Raw genomic sequence first — 15,267 nt, forward strand, 5'->3', positions numbered from 1 at the left:
GGCCTGCGAGCTGCTGCCCGGGGCCCGACATGTACGAGGCGAGAAACGGGAGCGGGAATGACTTCGACGGGCGCGGGAGCGGCAGGCGTACGGGCGCGGATCCGCACGCGGGACGGGTGGGCGGTGCAGCACGCGGTGCTGACCGTCACCGACATGACGGGCGCGCAGATGGTGCGCGCCTCGGCCGACCAGGACGGTGTCGTACGGGAGGCGCAGCCGCTGGCCCCCGGCCCGTACACGGTGATCGTGACGGCCGTCGGGTACGCGCCGGTGGCCTCCAGCGCGATCGTCACGGCGAGCGGCCGGCTGGACGCGGGCACGGTGGTGCTGGCCCGCCAGGGTGGCGCGGAGCTGCCGCCGCCGGGGGCCTGGACCGTCGACCCGATGCACTCCACGGTCGCGGCGGTCGCCCAGCACCTGGGCATCTCCAGCGTGCACGGCCGTTTCACCGAGTTCGGCGGCCGGATCGAGATCGCCGAGGACCTGGAGAAGTCCACGGTCGAGGCGGTCATCAAGGCCGCGACCATCGACACGGGCAACGAGATGCGCGACGGCCATCTGCGGTCGGCGGACTTCCTGAACGTCGCGGAGTTCCCGGAGATCACCTACCGCAGCTCCGGGCTGGAGCCGGCCGGGCCGGACCGCTGGACCGTGCACGGCGAGCTGTCGCTGCACGGTGTCGTACGGCCGGTGGACCTGAACCTGAGCTACCTCGGTACGGGTCCCGACCCGTGGGGCGGGGTGCGCGCGGCCTTCCACGCCACCGCGGAACTGAGCCGCGAGGACTTCAAGATGAACTACAACCAGGTCGTGGCGGCCGGGATCGCGGCGATCGGCACGACGCTGCGGGTGGAGCTGGACATCCAGGCCGTACAGGGCGAGAGCCTGCCGACGGCGTGACGCGGGGCGTACAACGGCGGGAGCGGAGCATGTAACGGCGTTACGGGCGTTACGGCACGCTCAGCGGCGGTCGGGCCGTGGGCCGAAATCCTTCGGGGTGGGCGGCCTGCGGCCCGTCTGCGTCACCAACTCCACGCTGATGTCGCGCAGTTTGACGTTGCGCCCCTGGGAGGCGCGGCGCAGGATCTCCAGCGCGGTGTCCGCGTCGACCCGGCCACGCGCCATCACGATCCCGATCGCCTGGTCGATGACGCTGCGCGAGAGCATCGCCCGCCGCAGGTCCTCGGTCAGCTCCATGTGCCGCTGGATGCGCAGGGCGACGCCCACGGCACCGGCGGCCTGCGCGGACAGCAGCCGTGCGGTGTCCATCTCGTCCTCGAACGCCTTGGGGACCCTGGCGTAGAGATTGAGCGCGCCCAGACAGGCGCGGCCGTCCTTCAAGGGCAGCGCGAGGACGGACCGCACGCCGTACGCCCGCGCGTCCCGTATGTACTCCGGCCAGCGGCTCTCGTCGTGGACGTCCGCCACGTGCTGCTCGCAGCCCTCGCTTATGCTGGTCAGGCAGGGGCCGCCGTTCTCCCCGTACTGGATCTCGTCCAGCCGCCGGGCGTCACCGTCGCTGCTGGCTGCGGTGGTCACCTGGCCGTGGCGGCACAGTGTGACGCTGCTGGAGTGCACGTGTTCGAGACTTTCCACGGCCCGGTCGGTCAGGTCCTTGAGGAAGGCGTCGAGGTCTTCGCTGTCGGCCAGTGACCGGTGCAGCGCGAGCAGATCCAATCCGTTGCCTTGAGTCATCGTGCCGCCGCGAGTACCCCTGTACGGTTCTCCGACACCCCCTCGGCGCCGGTGTGTACGGGCGCGATCACCTACCGTGGCCGCCGGGCGCGCACCTCCACCATGGCTCCGCCGGGCGCGGCTGCCTGCCCGGCGGCGGCCCCGCCTCCTACCCGTTGGCCGGCTGCGGACCCTGCGTCCCGTTGGCCGTCTCCACGATCCGCAGCGCGATGTCGCGCACCTTCACGTTCTCCTTCTGCGAGGCGCGCACCAGCCGCCCGAACGCCTCGGTGCCGTTGATGTCGAGCTTGCCCATCAGCACCCCGGTCGCCTGCCCGATCACATCGCGGGTCTGCATGGCCTCGGTGAGCTGCTCCTGCACCATGGCCGACTCCAGGGCGATGCCGACGTATGCGCTCAGCAGCCGCCCGATGCGTACGGAATGCCGGTCGAAGGCGCGCGGTGCGCGGGCGTAGACGGTCAGCACGCTGGTGCGGCGCGCGGTGCCGCGCAGCCGGAAGGACAGCGCGGAGCGCAGCCCCACGAGGCTGAGTTGCGGGTCGCTCTCGCCGCGCTCGATGACGGTGCTGCCGCTCTCGTGGAAGCGGTCGAGCAGGTGGTCGGGGAAGCGGTCGTGGGACTGGTCGACCGTCCGTACGATCTCGTCCGTCCATGCCAGGGTGCGGATCTGGTCGTTGCGGTCGGCCGCGGAGATGCCGGCGTACTCGGCGGCGGGCACGGTCCGTACGGCGAGGTTGACGGCGGTACGCATGGTCGCGCGGGGGCCGTCCGCGACGTGCAGCTCGACCGCAGCCGCCGTCAGCGACTCGGCCAGCCCAAAGGCGTCGCCGGAAAACGACACTTCGGAAGTATGTAGGGAATCCACCACGAACCTCTTCGGCATGCATGGCCGTAAGGCCATACGCAGGAGAGCTCCGCAGCACATTCCCGACTGCGAGCACACGAATGGGCAACACTCTACCGTCCACGGACTCTTGGGGTCGATCTCGGTCGGAATGCTCCGTGGCGCGCCCGCACGTGGTGCAATGGAGTGCCCGGGTCAGGAAGCGGCCCTGTTGAGGGGGTCCGCCCCCGGCGCAGGTCTGCCCGTCCGGCGTGCCCGCCCTGCCGGACCCCACGGTCACTGGTTGGACAGGTGTGAAACCGATGACACATCACTTGGTGGCGCACGACCTCGCGCGCTGCACCCTTCTCTCCCTGCCCGAGGAAGTCGACTTCGCCAACGCCGGCGCGCTGTACGAGGACGCCAGCGGCATCGTCGACGCACGGTCCGAAACGTTGGACGCGCTCATCCTGGACCTGACGGCCACGTCCTTCATCGACACCAGCGCGCTGGAACTGATCGCTTCCGTGAAGGAGCACGCCTGGGAACGCAGCCGCGCCCCGCTGCGGGTGGCGGCCCGTACGCCCCAAGTGTGCCGGTTGCTGGACATGGTCCATATCCGCAGGGACGTCCCTGTTTACGATGACCTGGCCGAGGCGCTGCTGGGCGGCCCGGCGAGCTTTCCCCGCTGACGGCACGCGCCGGTGCCGACTCCGCACCGGCGCGTGCGCCCTGAACCGCCGAGGCACGTACGGGAGCACCGGCGCGCACCCGCGGTCACCGGCGCGTACTCGGAATCACCGGCGCGCACCCGCCGTCATCGGCGCGCGCCCGGATTCACCGGCGCACTCACGCCACCGTGCGCCCCGCGTCACGCAGTGCTTCGATCCCCGCGATCTGCAAGTCGAGTGCGAACGCGAAGTCGCGCTCGCTCAGCTCCTTCGCGCTCAGCCCGCGGTCGGCGTCCAGGGCCTTGGAGGACATCTGCCAGGTCTCGGCGAATTCCGGCAGGCTCCGGATCGTCCCCATGACCTGTTCCAAGTAGTCGTCCAGGGAGATGCCCACCTCGCGGCAGCGCGCCTCGTGCAGGGCCTCGACGGCGCTGAACCCGTACACGAACTGGAAGACGGCGGCCAGCGCGCCGGAGATCTTCTCCTGCGGCAGACCGCTGCGCTGCATGGCGCGCAGCGTGACGTTGTTGAAGGCGATCGAACGCGGTCCGATGTTGAGGTACTCGCCCAGCAGGCGGGCCACCCAGGGGTGGGCCAGCAGCATCCTGCGGTACTCCCCCGCGAGTTGCCGCAGGTGATCGCGCCAGTCCGCGCCCTCGTCCGCCTCGTCGGGCAGGGTCATCTCGCCGGTCACCGCGTCGATGGCCAGCTCCAGCAGGGCGTCCTTGGTGTCGACGTACCAATAGACCGACATGGCGGTGACACCCAGCTCGGCGGCGAGCCGGCGCATCGAGAACTTCGCGAGCCCCTCGGCGTCCAGCAGCCGGACGGTGGCCGCCACCACCTTGTCCAGGTCCAGCCCGGCCGGCTGGTCCGCCTTCCGTTTGAGGGGAGGGCGCTCGGCCAGCCAGACACTCTTGAGCTGCTTGCCGGCGCGGCTGTCCGTCGCTGCCATGGCGCGCCCTCCTTCGTTCCGTTCGCAGTGGTGCGCACTCGATGCTATTCCGGCCGGCCGCCCGCGGGCCCCGGCCGGACGGCCTCTTCGGCGGCCCCGCCCTTCTCGGGCCCGGACGCCGCGGACCGCACAGTTGACGCCTCATCGGACGGATCGCCGGCCGGTGCGCCGGACCGGGCGCCGGACGCAGCCGCGGACGGGTTCTGCTCCGGTTCCGGTGCCGACGAAGGCGTACGCTCCGTACGACGCAGCAGTACGGCAGCGAGCATTCCGCCCAGGAAGACGGCCCCGGCGCCGACCAGTTGGCTCACCTCGATGCCCGCCGCGAAGGCGTCCTGCACACTCACCCGCTCCGCGTCCGTACGCGCCAGGGCGAGGGCCGCGGGCAGCGAGCCGGCACCGGCCGCGACGGCCGGCAGCAGCGCCGCGAAGCGGGAGTTGAGGACCGCGCCCAGGACGGCGACGCCCAGGCTCTGGCCGAACTCCATCAGCGTGCCGTTGACGCCCGCGCCCACGCCCGCCTTCTCCGGCGGGATCGCGGACATGATGGCGTTGGCCATGGTGGGCATCGCCACCGCGATGCCGGCACCCATCACCACCAGGCCGAACAGCATGCCTCCGTAGCTGTGGCCGCCGAGGGTGGCGATGGCGGCGAGCCCGCCCGCGAGCAGCGTCATCCCCGTGACGATCATGCCCGGGGTGCCGAGCTTGGGCAGCAGTTTGGCGCTCAGGCCGGTGAAGTTCAGCAGGACGACGGTCAGGGCGAGCGGCGCCATCCGCAGCCCCGCGTCCAGGGCCCCGTACCCGAGGACCAGTTGGAGGTGCTGGCTGAGCAGGAACAGCGAGCCGCCCATGCCGAACGCCACGAGGATGCCGCCGGAGACCGCGCCGATGAACCGGGCGTCACGGAAGAAGTGCATGTCCAGCATCGGGTGCGGGACGTGCAGCTCCCACAGGGTGAACGCCGTCAGGGCGACCAGGCCGACCGCGGCGGAGACGAGGACCTGGCCCGACAGCCAGCCATGCTCGGGTCCGGTGATGATCGCGTAGACCACACCGACCATGCCGATCGTGGACAGCAGCGCGCCCAGCAGATCGGGACGGTGTTCGCTGCCGCTCTTGGACTCCGGCACCAGTTTCAGGACGGCGACGAAACCGAGGAGCGCGACCGGAATGTTGATCAGGAAGAGCGCACCCCACCAGAAGTGGTCCAGCAGCGCACCGCCGATCAGCGGCCCGGTGGCGAAGCCGAGCGAGCTGACCGAGCTCCAGATGCCGATGGCCTTGGGGCGGTCCTTGTCGTCGAAGGTCTGCATGACGACGGCGAGCGTGGTGGTCACCAGCAGTGCGCCGCCGACACCCATGGCCGCCCGGGCGGCTATCAACTGCCCCGGCGACTGGGCGAGGGCCGCCCCCAGCGACGCGGCGCCGAAGAGGAGCAGGCCGGTGGCGAGCATCTTCTTGCGCCCGTAGCGGTCGGCGGCGTTTCCGGCGGTCAGCAGCAGTCCGGACTGGACCAGCGAGTACGCGCTGATCATCCACTGGACGTCGGCGGTGCTCGCGCCCAGCTCCCCGGTGAGGGAAGGCACGGCGACGGTCAGAACGGTGTTGTCGAGCAGGACGGTTAATTCCGCCAGGCAGATGACACCCAGGATCAGCCAGCGCGTCGAACTGCGGGGCGGGCTCCCGGGCGGGGTGCCTGATGGGGTGGCTGTCTCGGCCACGGTGGACATAAGGGGCTCCCTGTGCGGTGCGTGCGTACGGGCATGCGCACGCTGCAGACGCGCGGACGTTGCAGACGTGCGGACGTGCAGGGGTGCAAGTGCGGGCGCGACGGCCCACATACACCGTACAGGGATCGCTATACGCCGTACAGCGACTTTTTCTCAGCGCACGGACGCCGAACCCGGCTTGATCAGATACCCCAGCCCCCTCCGCGTGTGAATCATCGGATCCCGCCCCGCATCGATCTTCCGACGTAGATAGGAGATGTACAGCTCGACCACATTGGCCCGGCCGCCGAAGTCGTAGCTCCAGACCCGGTCCAGGATCTGCGACTTGCTCAGCACCCGGCACGGATTGCGCATCAGGAACCGCAGCAGCTCGAACTCGGTCGGCGACAGACCGATCTCCTCCCCGCCGCGCCACACCGCACGACTGTCCTCATCCATCAACAGATCCCCAACACTCAACCGGGGCCCGCTGGACGCATACGGAGAGAAGTGGCGCCGCGGCGCCGAGGTCATGGACATGCCCCCACCATGCCCGCCCGCCCTGAAAACCCCCTTTCCCCTCCCTATAAATCCCCTAAGAAACCACCCCTCACAGATCCCCCGAGAAACCAGCCCACCCCCCGCAACCGCCCCCTCAACCCCTCAACCCCTCAATCCCACAATCCCTCCCCCCGCCGGCCGGCTGGGCCGCCCCCGCGCGGTCCAGCCGGCCAACACCCCATCAGCATGGCACCCACCACTGACAATCGCCCTGACCAGCTCGTTCACCGAACCCGCGGCCCACCAGCCCTTAAAACAACCCCTCCTGACAGCCCGCGCCCGCACCTCCCGGCCGCACGGAAACAGTCGTCACCCCACCCGCCGCGCCCCTCAACACCCATCCCGCCAACAACCGCCCATCCACCACAAACACCCCACCCCCAACATCACTCACATACACATCACCTCCCACCCCAGCCACCACCTCCCCCACAATCTCCTCCCCCGCCGCCAACGCCACGACCTCCCCGGCCCCCACGGGCACCCGCGCCAGCCCGAAAAGCTCCCCCTGGTCCTCGTACGCGAAAGGCACCGGCTCCAACGCCTCCGGCCATCCCGCCAGCCCCTGCGCCGCCGCATGCAGTGCGGCCAGCGCGGCAGCCCGCTCCGGCACCGGCGGCAACGCCGCACGCCCCGCCCGCTTCTCCGCCTTCCCGAACCGGTCCCGCACCTCCAGCGCGCTCCCCAGCAACGCCTCCGCCCGCCGCGCCGCCATCAACGGCCCCCGCCCCAGCCACGCGTACCCGACGGCCCCCTGCTCCACCAGCCGCGCCGCCCCCCGCGCCACGCCCGTGATCCCCACCTTCACCAACCCGGCCCCGAAATACGCCAAATACACCCCATAGGGCCGCGGATCATCACCCATCGTGTCCGCAGCCACCGACCGGGACCGGTCCAACCGCGCACAATCCGCACACCGACCGCTCGCACTCCCCCCGTCGAGCACCGCCCCGTACGGACACAAAATCCACCGCCCCCCGCGCCGCACCCCCACACAGCGCCGCTCCCCCACCACCGCAAACGCCAGCCCCCGCCCCGCCGCCAACGCACTGAACCGCTCCTCGCCCCGCTCAGGCGAATACCACCCCAGCCCCTGCCGCACCCCCCGCCACCACACCCCCGTACACCACCACACCCACCCACCCTACGGCCGCCCCACCGGCCCCGCCGCGGACGCGACCGACCATTCGACGGCGTTCACGTAACCGCCCAGACCACCCCCGCACACGCGGGAACCACATCCACGTCCTCGACCATGTCACCGAGGACTGGGGACCACCCCCGCACACGCGGAGACCACACTCTCCTGGTCGACATGGACGGAACGGCCCGGGGACCACCCCCGCACACGCGGGGACCACTGCGCCGTCCAGCCGGGTATCCACCAGGGCTCGGGACCACCCCCGCAACACGCGGGGACCACTCCAGGTCTCCAATCAGAATGTGCGGCGGCCGGGGACCACCCCCGCACACGCGGGGACCACCGGTCGACGGCGATCAGCGCGGCCCGGCTGAAGGGACCACCCCCGCACACGCGGGGACCACCGGTGGGTACGGTGTTGAGTTTTTCCCCCACCGGGACCACCCCCGCACACGCGGGGACCACGACCCTGGCGGCACCGGCGCGTTCACCACGACGGGACCACCCCCGCACACGCGGGGACCACAGGAGCTGACCTGGGCTTTCAGTCGGCGAGAGGGCCGTTTTTGCTTACTTTCCGAGAACTCGACATAACACCTACTCCGGGCATGGCCTACTCATCGCATCAAGGTAATCGCCACGGTCGACAGTCAACAGGCCAGTCCGCTGCCCGACTTGGCCAAGAGCCGTCGGCCCCCGGCGCCTGCGGGACCCACCCGTGCCCCGCCGTCCGGGGGCGCCCCCGCTCCCGCAGCGCCCACCCCCGGCCCCGGCCCCGGGCCCCGGAACGTCGCTCTGTATGCGCTGGGTGAGACCCCCAAAGCAGCCTGGAGGTGCTGTCTCAGGGAAGCCGCCGTACCGAAGCCGGCCTCGGCGGCGATTCGGTCGATCGTCAGGTCCGTCTCCTCCAGCAACTGGCGGGCCCGCTCCACCCGTTGCTGGGTCAGCCACTGCAACGGCGAGATGCCGGCCTCCTCCCGGAACCTGCGCGTAAAGGTCCGTACGCTCATCGATTCGCGCGCCGCCAGCTCTCGCAGGCTGACCGGCCGGTCCAGGTGCTCCAGCGCCCAGGCCCGTGCCGCGCCCGTGGAGGAGAGCTGCGGCTCGGGAACCGGCCGCCGGATGTACTGAGCCTGTCCGCCGTCACGGTGCGGCGGTACGACCGTGCGCCGGGCCACGTCGTTGGCGACCGCCGCCCCGTGGTCGCACCGGACCATGTACAGGCACAGGTCGATGCCGGAGGCGACGCCCGCCGCCGTCAGGACGTTCCCCTCGTCCGCGTAGAGCACATCCGCGTCCAGCGCCACCGCAGGGAACCGCCGCCGGAACTCCTGGGCCGACTTCCAGTGCGTGGTCGCCCGCCGCCCGTCCAGCAGCCCGGCCGCGGCCAGGACGAAGGAACCCGTACAGATCGAGGCGACACGCGCACCAGGCCGGATGCGGGCCATCGCCTCGGCCACCGACGGGAGCAGCCGCCCCTCGTCGTCCATGCCGTAGCTCTCCTGGGAGGCCGGTACGACCACGGTGTCGGCCTCTTCCAGCGCCTCGGGCCCGTGCGCCACGTAGATCGTGAAGTCGGCGTCCGTACGTGTCTCACCCGGCTCCGGCGCACACGTCAGCACCTCGTACAGGGGTTCGCCCCCCGCCCCCTGGGCGTGCCCGAACACCCGGTGCACGATCCCGACCTCGATCGGCAGCAGACCGTGCCGTACCAGTACGGCGACCCGATGACGACCGTCATCCGCGAAAGCGCTCATACCCCCGCCCCCATCCCCCGATCCTCACGGCCGGGCCCTCATCACCCGTCCCCACCCGTCCCTCATGGCCCGATCGTTGCACAGCGCGATCATTGGGCCAACGTCCCCAGCGCTCACGCAACGACAACAGGCCCGGTATACGTACAGCGAGTACGTATACCGGGCCTGTCATTCAGCAGTAGCGGGGACAGGATTTGAACCTGCGACCTCTGGGTTATGAGCCCAGCGAGCTACCGAGCTGCTCCACCCCGCGTCGGTGAACCCGACCTTACGCCACCACCCCACCACCTGGGAAATCCTTTACGGAACCGACAGGCGATCCGGGGCCGGTGTGCGGCGGCCACAGGTCCCTCAGGCGGCCTGGACAGTCTGACCGGCCTGGACGGTACCGGCGGTCTGGACGGTACCGGCGGCCTGGACCGTCTCGCCGGTCCGGGCGTCCCGGGCGGCGCCGGGGGTCAGGCCCAGGGCGCGGAAGGTGACGCGCTGGTCGAACCACAGCAGCGCCATCGTCGTACCCGCCATGACGACCGCGAAGAGGACATGCCCGACCGTGGAGGTGACCTGGGTGCCCAGAGCGCCCAGCAGCGCGTGTGCGCCCATCCGGAAGGCGATCAGACCGATGGCGATGAAACGGGTACGGGAGTTCTTCAGCAGCGCCTTCACCAGCTTGATCCGGCGGCGCAGCACGGTCAGGCCGACGGTGATGTTCACCGCCGCGAAGCCCAGGATCACCATCCAGGCACCGGACCACGCGTGGCACAGGTCGTAGGCGGCCCCCATGACCCCCTCGAAGGCAAAGAACCACACCGGCAGCGGCTTGACGTTCGCGAGCTCCTCCGCGGAAACCTGCGTCGACTTCTTCTCGGCCTTCGTGAAGATCTTCATGTCCGTCCCCTGGTGAAGTGGTGAAGTACTGCTGCCCTGTGATGTCTCCATCCTGGTAAAACCCCGGTCTTCCCGGCAGCATCAAGCGTCCCTACCTCGCCAGGACAAATGTCATGGCGCCCGGCCGTCGGCGCCGGCAGGGCGTTCGCCGATCACCGTTACGGGAGCGAAGAACCGCAGGATGCGCTACTGGGCCTGGCGGCGAAGCATGCGGCGCACGCGGCCGGCACGCCGAGCAGAGGCGAGTTCACGGCCCAGGCCACCCCTTGCTGACACCCCTGCTGATACGTACGGTCGCCCCGTATGCGAACCCGCCGACGTGACAGTCGTGTTGACTCGCAGCGGGACAGCCCTGCGGGTTATCAGAACCTGCGTTGCTGGAACGGCGCCCCCCAGAAGCCACGGGATCCGAACCGCTCGAAAGAGTCCGCACCTCGGCCGCGGAAAGGCGTCTCGCCGCCATCAACCGCCGCAAGGTCAAGAAAATAGCCTTCTGGGTCGGCATGCTCGCCTGTCTTGTGTGCTCGCTCGCCGTGATCGCAGGTCTCGTCCAGGGCTATTACGAGATGGGCCATCCACCCGGCGGCTGGTGTCAGGACGATTCCCCCAAGCGTGTGAAGCCCTGACCAGGCTCAACCAGATTGACTTGAAGCATGTGGGTCGCATGTTCGCGCTCACGCCGGCCCCTCCGGCGTGGTCCGCTCCCCTCCGTGGCGGTCCGGGAGCGATCCCACGGCCACCCCGCCCGCAGGGCGGGCTTGAACCAGTAGAGAAAGTTGTAACTCAGGCTGGCGGGAGGGGCTTGAAGTCTTCTGTGCAGGCGGGGAGTGCGGTGCCGTGCCGGTGGGCTAGGGGGAGGAAGAGTACGGGGCGGATGGTCCAGGTGATGCGGGTGGTGGCCTGGGTGACGGTCACCGTGTAAGGCTGTCGGTGGAGCAGGGCTGCCCTGGCCTTCATGCGTCCTTCGCAGAGCCAGGTCCAGGCTTCGCGGGAGGCGTCGGGGTCGAGGGCCGGTGTGATGGTGCGGAGGGCGACGGCTACCCACCTGTCGGCCTGGTGGGCCGAGTAGGCGTCGAAGGATGCGTGCAGGGCCGGCTTCTCGGTCGGGTTCGCGAGGTCCTGCGTCCAGCACTCGCACCAGTAGCCGCGGCGGGGCTTGTCGGTCTTCAGCATGGGTGGGCTCCTGGCCGGTTGCTCGTGAAGAGTTCTGCGGTGACGGTGTGGGCGCCCTGGCTGCTGTGGACCACCACGCGGTGAGCGATCGCGTTGACCATGCCGAGCCCGCGGCCGTGCTCGGCCTCCTCGTTTTGGTCCTCGACCTTGGGGTACGTGCCTGCGCCGCCGTCGTCGGTGACCGACAGGGCGATGACCTGTGGAGTGACCGCAAGGGACAGGTGGAAGCTGCCGGAGTCCCGCCCGCTGGCGGTGTGCAGGATCGCGTTCGAGCTCAGCTCGCTCACGAGCAGTTCGGCGTCCTCGGCCAGCGGGGAATCGCGCAGTACGTCGCGGGTCCATCGGCGGGCCCGGCTCACCTCTTCCGGGGAACCTGGGCAACTGAGCCCCCAGACCCGAACCCTACTCATATACTCGTGCATACAAGCTCCTTCGCGCTGGTAGGCCGCCATGTACAGCGGGTTCGGGCTAGACGAGTTTCACGCCGTCGTGGGCGCGGACGGCCGGCGGGGCAGTCGCGTCGAGCGCGTCCAGGACGCGGATCGCGTACGCCTCGTCGGCGAGTTCGGTGACTTCCTCGCGGGTGGCCCACCGCAGCGCGCGGGTCTCGTCCCCGGTGGCGGGGGTGCCGTCGGCGGCCCGGCAGCGGAAGACCAGAGACACGATCAGGCCCGTCATGTTCTTGTAGACACCGGTCAAGGTCGCTGGAAGATCGATCTTGATGCCGGTCTCTTCGAGGACTTCGCGCTGAAGGGCTTCCGGGATGGTTTCCTCGCGTTCGAGGACTCCGCCCGGCGGTTCCCAGTGGCCGTTGTCGCGGCGCTTGATCAGGAGAGCCCGGCCCTGGTCGTCGACGATGACTCCGGCGACGCTCACGGAGTGCGGACGGTCGGTGCTCACGTTCCTCGGCCCTTTCGGATGGCTAGGCTCTCCACCGTAGCAACAGCACTCGCCCACTCGTCTAGATATCTAAAGGAGTAGTCCACGTGACGTCTCTTCCGAGCGTTCTTGGCGCTCTCGACCCCATGAGTGATCGTGCGGTTTTCCGGCAGATCGCCGATCAGCTTCGCGAGGCCATCGACCGTGGCCGGTTCAGGGAAGGGGAAAAGCTGCCCTCGGAAGCCGAGCTGGTGGAGCACTACGGGGTTTCCCGTATGACGGTGCGGAACTCCTTCTCGGTCCTCCAGGGCGAGGGCCTGGTCCATGCCGAGCACGGCAAGGGTGTCTTCGTCCGGCCGCGCCCGCCCGTCCACCGCCTCGCCTCCGACCGCTTCGCCCGGCGCCACCGCGAGCAGGGCAAGTCCGCGTTCACCGTGGAGGCCGATGCCGCCGGCAGCCATCCCACGGTGGACGGCCTGGAGGTCAAGGAGGAGAAGGCCAGCCAGGACATCTCCGCCCGGCTCGGCTCCGTACGGCGGGTGCTCGCCCGGCGCCGCCGCTACCTGCTCGATGGCCGGCCGGTCGAGTTCGCCACCTCCTACCTGCCGCTCGACATCGCCCGCGGCACGCAGATCGCCGAGCCCAACCCCGGCCCCGGCGGCATCTACGCCCGGCTTGAAGAGCTGGGCCACCACCTCGACCACTTCGAGGAGGAGATCCGCGCCCGGATGCCCTCACCCGCCGAGGTCAAGACACTGCAACTGGCCTCCGGCGTCCCGGTGATCCGCCTGATCCGCACGGCGTACGACACAGAGAAGCGGGCCGTGGAGGTCTGCGACACGGTGATGGCGGCGGACGCCTACGTCCTCTCCTACCAGCTCCCGGCCACCTGACCGGCGGTGCGCGAGGCACCCCGATTGAGCCTGGCAACCTGTGACCCGCATGTTCGCTCCGCGGGCTCGTCGGGGCGGGCTGCGGCTGATCCCGCTCCAGAAGACGCGGAACACATGCGAGCGGCGCTCGACAGTCTTTCGGGAGCTGTGAGCGGCACCGGCTGGCCCGGTTGCTGTTTTCGCTGCTGTACGGCACGACAAAGCCCCCGTCCGGGTGACCCGGCGGGGGCTTTGACCTGCTGTGCGCTCGGCAGGATTCGAACCTGCAACCTTCTGATCCGTAGTCAGATGCTCTATCCGTTAAGCTACGAGCGCTTGGCTTTCCGGCGGTTTTTCTTGCCGGTCGGCGTTGCGGGAACAACATTACATGACCTGCGCCGTGAGGCGAAATCCGATTCCCTGACCGCCTCTGACCTGCGGAAACGCGGTTGGGGGCGGGGGCGGGGCGGGTGGTCCGGGTGGGGGAGCCTTCGATGATCCGGGCGGGAATCGGGCAGGTGTGGCCCTTGGCGGGGGAAGCGGCGGGGAAGTAGACGGGCAGCCGGGTGCTGATGCTGCCTGCCTGGTCCTGTTGGTGCTGTGAGGCCGGTCCTTGGTGTGCGCCGGGTTTGTCGGCAGGTGTGTCGGCGGGTGCGTCACGGCGCGTACGGGTGAGGGCGTACGAGAGAAGGCGTACGGGAACGGGCGGGCGAGTGGGGGCACCGTCGGTGGGGCGTACGGATGGAAAAAGGTTCAGGCCCTGGTCTGTGGGACCAGGGCCTGAACCGTGAAGCGGAGGCGGAGGGATTTGAACCCTCGATGGGCTTTAAAACCCAAACCGCATTAGCAGTGCGGCGCCATAGACCGGACTAGGCGACGCCTCCACACACCCCACCCGCGCGTAAGCGCTTCGTGGCGTGTCCAGAATGATGGCACAGCTCAGTGTGCTGCGACCAATCGCCCCCTACGGTACTAGGCAGGTGGGCCACCGGGCAAAGGTCTTCCGCGCCGGGACAGCGCGCGCCCCGGGCTGGGTCGGCGGGGCCCCGGGCGGAGTCGGCGGCGCCCGGGCGGGGACGGCGGGGCGCTCATGGGGGCTTACACATCTCGCACACCGCACGTACACGGTTTGCACGCGGCTCACGCACGGTTCGTACACGTCTCGAACATGGCGTCCCGTACGGCGCGGCGCGCAACGTCATGGGCCGCGGCGCGTTAAACGTGCCGGGAGCTCTTGCGGGCGAGAGAGCCCCGTAGTGCCTCTGCAGGTCTTCGTATGTCCCTCAGACGACGCCCCTCCCCGCGCACCTGGAGTCCGTGATGCCGCTCCGCCGACCGTCTCTGTTCGCCGCGGTCATCGCCGCCGCCTCCGTGGCGTCCCTCGCGTCCGCGGTGTCGCCGGCCGTCGCGTCGGCCGCCACCGCGCCGGCCGCCGCCGCTCCGATTCCGCTGTTGCCGTCGCGGACGGCTCCCACGGCCGGGGATCACCTCACCGTCACCGTCAGCCACTCCGGCGGTCCGGCCACCGACGGCACGTACGAGCTGCGCTGTCACCCCGCCGGCGGCACCCACCCGGCCGCCCGGTCCGCCTGCGCGCTGCTGGACCGGCTGACGACCTGGGGCTCCGATCCGTTCGCGCCGGTGGCCTCGGACTCCCAGTGCACGATGCAGTACGGCGGCCCGGCCACCGCCCGCGTCACAGGCGTCTGGGCCGGCCGCCCCGTGAAAGCGAACTTCAAGCGGTCCAACGGATGTGAGATCAGCCGCTGGGACCGTTTCGAGCCGCTGCTGCCGGCGACCGCTTCATGAGGGCGGGGAGGGATGTGGGGAGAGGTGTGGGGATAGACGTGCGGAGAGGTGTGCGGAGAGGTGTGGGGAGGGATGTGCGGAGAGGCGCGCGGAGGGATTGGGTGCGGATTTTTGGGGAGGACTTGGTGAGGGATTCGGTGAGGAACTTCGGGAGGGAGTAGCGCGGCAGGTCAGGACGCGGGGCACATGTCGGGCGTGCGGCGAGTCGCGCGGAGCCGTGCCGGTACCTCCCCCTCATCCGTCTCCGCGCCCTCATACAGTGCCCGTAGACTCCTTTCCAGTGACCCGCCACGGACGTGACGGTGAGATCTGCAAGGTGCGGTAACAGGGA

15 protein-coding genes, 3 tRNA genes, 1 pseudogene and 1 CRISPR repeat array are annotated in these 15,267 nt (G+C 69.8%); of the genes and pseudogenes, 5 read left to right on the top strand and 14 right to left on the bottom strand.

The features are described 5' to 3' along the window. Nucleotides 1–57 precede the first annotated feature (57 nt). Nucleotides 58–900, top strand: a complete 843-nt coding sequence (locus KGS77_RS16290; RefSeq protein WP_242582151.1) for a YceI family protein — start codon at nt 58–60, stop codon at nt 898–900. A 60-nt stretch (nt 901–960) separates the two neighbouring features. Here KGS77_RS16290 and KGS77_RS16295 read toward each other — a convergent pair whose 3' ends face one another. Next, nucleotides 961–1,695: a GAF and ANTAR domain-containing protein gene (locus KGS77_RS16295; protein WP_242582152.1), complete on the bottom strand. Its 735-nt coding sequence runs from the start codon at nt 1,693–1,695 to the stop codon at nt 961–963. A gap of 148 nt (nt 1,696–1,843) precedes the next feature. Continuing rightward, nucleotides 1,844–2,536 (bottom strand): GAF and ANTAR domain-containing protein, encoded by a 693-nt coding sequence (locus tag KGS77_RS16300; protein WP_242582153.1) that lies wholly within the window; start codon nt 2,534–2,536, stop codon nt 1,844–1,846. Nucleotides 2,537–2,841: 305 nt separating this feature from the next. On the opposite strand from KGS77_RS16300, the gene KGS77_RS16305 reads away from it, so the two are divergent. Continuing rightward, complete coding sequence (locus KGS77_RS16305; protein WP_242582154.1) at nt 2,842–3,210, top strand: STAS domain-containing protein; 369 nt, start codon at nt 2,842–2,844, stop codon at nt 3,208–3,210. Between the two features lie 157 nt (nt 3,211–3,367). On the opposite strand, the gene KGS77_RS16310 is transcribed toward KGS77_RS16305, so the two are convergent. The 7 genes and pseudogenes from KGS77_RS16310 to KGS77_RS16340 all read right to left on the bottom strand — a co-directional run bounded on the left by KGS77_RS16310 (nt 3,368) and on the right by KGS77_RS16340 (nt 10,203). Then, nucleotides 3,368–4,144: a TetR/AcrR family transcriptional regulator gene (locus tag KGS77_RS16310; protein ID WP_242582155.1), complete on the bottom strand. Its 777-nt coding sequence runs from the start codon at nt 4,142–4,144 to the stop codon at nt 3,368–3,370. Between the two features lie 44 nt (nt 4,145–4,188). After that, nucleotides 4,189–5,877, bottom strand: a complete 1,689-nt coding sequence (locus KGS77_RS16315) for an MFS transporter (RefSeq protein ID WP_242582156.1) — start codon at nt 5,875–5,877, stop codon at nt 4,189–4,191. A gap of 153 nt (nt 5,878–6,030) precedes the next feature. Further along, a pseudogene (locus KGS77_RS16320) lies at nt 6,031–6,336 on the bottom strand (winged helix-turn-helix domain-containing protein); the annotation flags it as partial. 331 nt (nt 6,337–6,667) lie between these two features. Beyond that, complete coding sequence (locus KGS77_RS16325; protein ID WP_347404498.1) at nt 6,668–7,552, bottom strand: DUF2797 domain-containing protein; 885 nt, start codon at nt 7,550–7,552, stop codon at nt 6,668–6,670. 75 nt (nt 7,553–7,627) lie between these two features. Beyond that, nucleotides 7,628–8,084: direct repeats of the CRISPR family, unit length 29 nt; unit sequence GGGACCACCCCCGCACACGCGGGGACCAC. A gap of 124 nt (nt 8,085–8,208) precedes the next feature. Further along, on the bottom strand, nt 8,209–9,315 hold the full coding sequence (locus KGS77_RS16330) for a helix-turn-helix domain-containing protein (RefSeq protein WP_242582157.1): 1,107 nt from the start codon (nt 9,313–9,315) through the stop codon (nt 8,209–8,211). Nucleotides 9,316–9,494: 179 nt separating this feature from the next. Next, nucleotides 9,495–9,568: transfer RNA gene (locus KGS77_RS16335), tRNA-Met, on the bottom strand. A gap of 98 nt (nt 9,569–9,666) precedes the next feature. Next, nucleotides 9,667–10,203 carry a hypothetical protein gene (locus KGS77_RS16340; protein ID WP_242582159.1) on the bottom strand — a complete coding sequence of 179 codons (537 nt, stop codon included), beginning with the start codon at nt 10,201–10,203 and terminating at the stop codon, nt 9,667–9,669. A 374-nt stretch (nt 10,204–10,577) separates the two neighbouring features. Here KGS77_RS16340 and KGS77_RS16345 point away from each other — a divergent pair, with 374 nt between their 5' ends. Continuing rightward, nucleotides 10,578–10,829 carry a hypothetical protein gene (locus KGS77_RS16345; RefSeq protein WP_242582160.1) on the top strand — a complete coding sequence of 84 codons (252 nt, stop codon included), beginning with the start codon at nt 10,578–10,580 and terminating at the stop codon, nt 10,827–10,829. 157 nt (nt 10,830–10,986) lie between these two features. Here KGS77_RS16345 and KGS77_RS16350 read toward each other — a convergent pair whose 3' ends face one another. The 3 genes from KGS77_RS16350 to KGS77_RS16360 are packed head-to-tail and all read right to left on the bottom strand — an operon-like array spanning nt 10,987 to nt 12,252. Then, complete coding sequence (locus KGS77_RS16350) at nt 10,987–11,376, bottom strand: hypothetical protein (protein WP_242582161.1); 390 nt, start codon at nt 11,374–11,376, stop codon at nt 10,987–10,989. Continuing rightward, nucleotides 11,370–11,798, bottom strand: a complete 429-nt coding sequence (locus KGS77_RS16355) for an ATP-binding protein (protein ID WP_242582162.1) — start codon at nt 11,796–11,798, stop codon at nt 11,370–11,372. Before KGS77_RS16355 ends, KGS77_RS16350 begins: the two co-directional genes overlap by 7 nt. A gap of 46 nt (nt 11,799–11,844) precedes the next feature. Continuing rightward, nucleotides 11,845–12,252 (bottom strand): NUDIX hydrolase, encoded by a 408-nt coding sequence (locus tag KGS77_RS16360; RefSeq protein WP_242587499.1) that lies wholly within the window; start codon nt 12,250–12,252, stop codon nt 11,845–11,847. Nucleotides 12,253–12,362: 110 nt separating this feature from the next. On the opposite strand from KGS77_RS16360, the gene KGS77_RS16365 reads away from it, so the two are divergent. Further along, nucleotides 12,363–13,148, top strand: a complete 786-nt coding sequence (locus tag KGS77_RS16365) for a GntR family transcriptional regulator (RefSeq protein WP_242582163.1) — start codon at nt 12,363–12,365, stop codon at nt 13,146–13,148. Between the two features lie 242 nt (nt 13,149–13,390). On the opposite strand, the gene KGS77_RS16375 is transcribed toward KGS77_RS16365, so the two are convergent. Then, nucleotides 13,391–13,463: transfer RNA gene (locus tag KGS77_RS16375), tRNA-Arg, on the bottom strand. 457 nt (nt 13,464–13,920) lie between these two features. Further along, nucleotides 13,921–14,011 (bottom strand) — tRNA-Ser (locus KGS77_RS16380). A 436-nt stretch (nt 14,012–14,447) separates the two neighbouring features. On the opposite strand from KGS77_RS16380, the gene KGS77_RS16385 reads away from it, so the two are divergent. Then, on the top strand, nt 14,448–14,936 hold the full coding sequence (locus KGS77_RS16385; RefSeq protein ID WP_242582164.1) for an SSI family serine proteinase inhibitor: 489 nt from the start codon (nt 14,448–14,450) through the stop codon (nt 14,934–14,936). The last annotated feature ends 331 nt before the right edge of the window (nt 14,937–15,267 follow it).

It is taken from the genome of Streptomyces sp. MST-110588 (assembly GCF_022695595.1).
Lineage (GTDB): Bacteria > Actinomycetota > Actinomycetes > Streptomycetales > Streptomycetaceae > Streptomyces.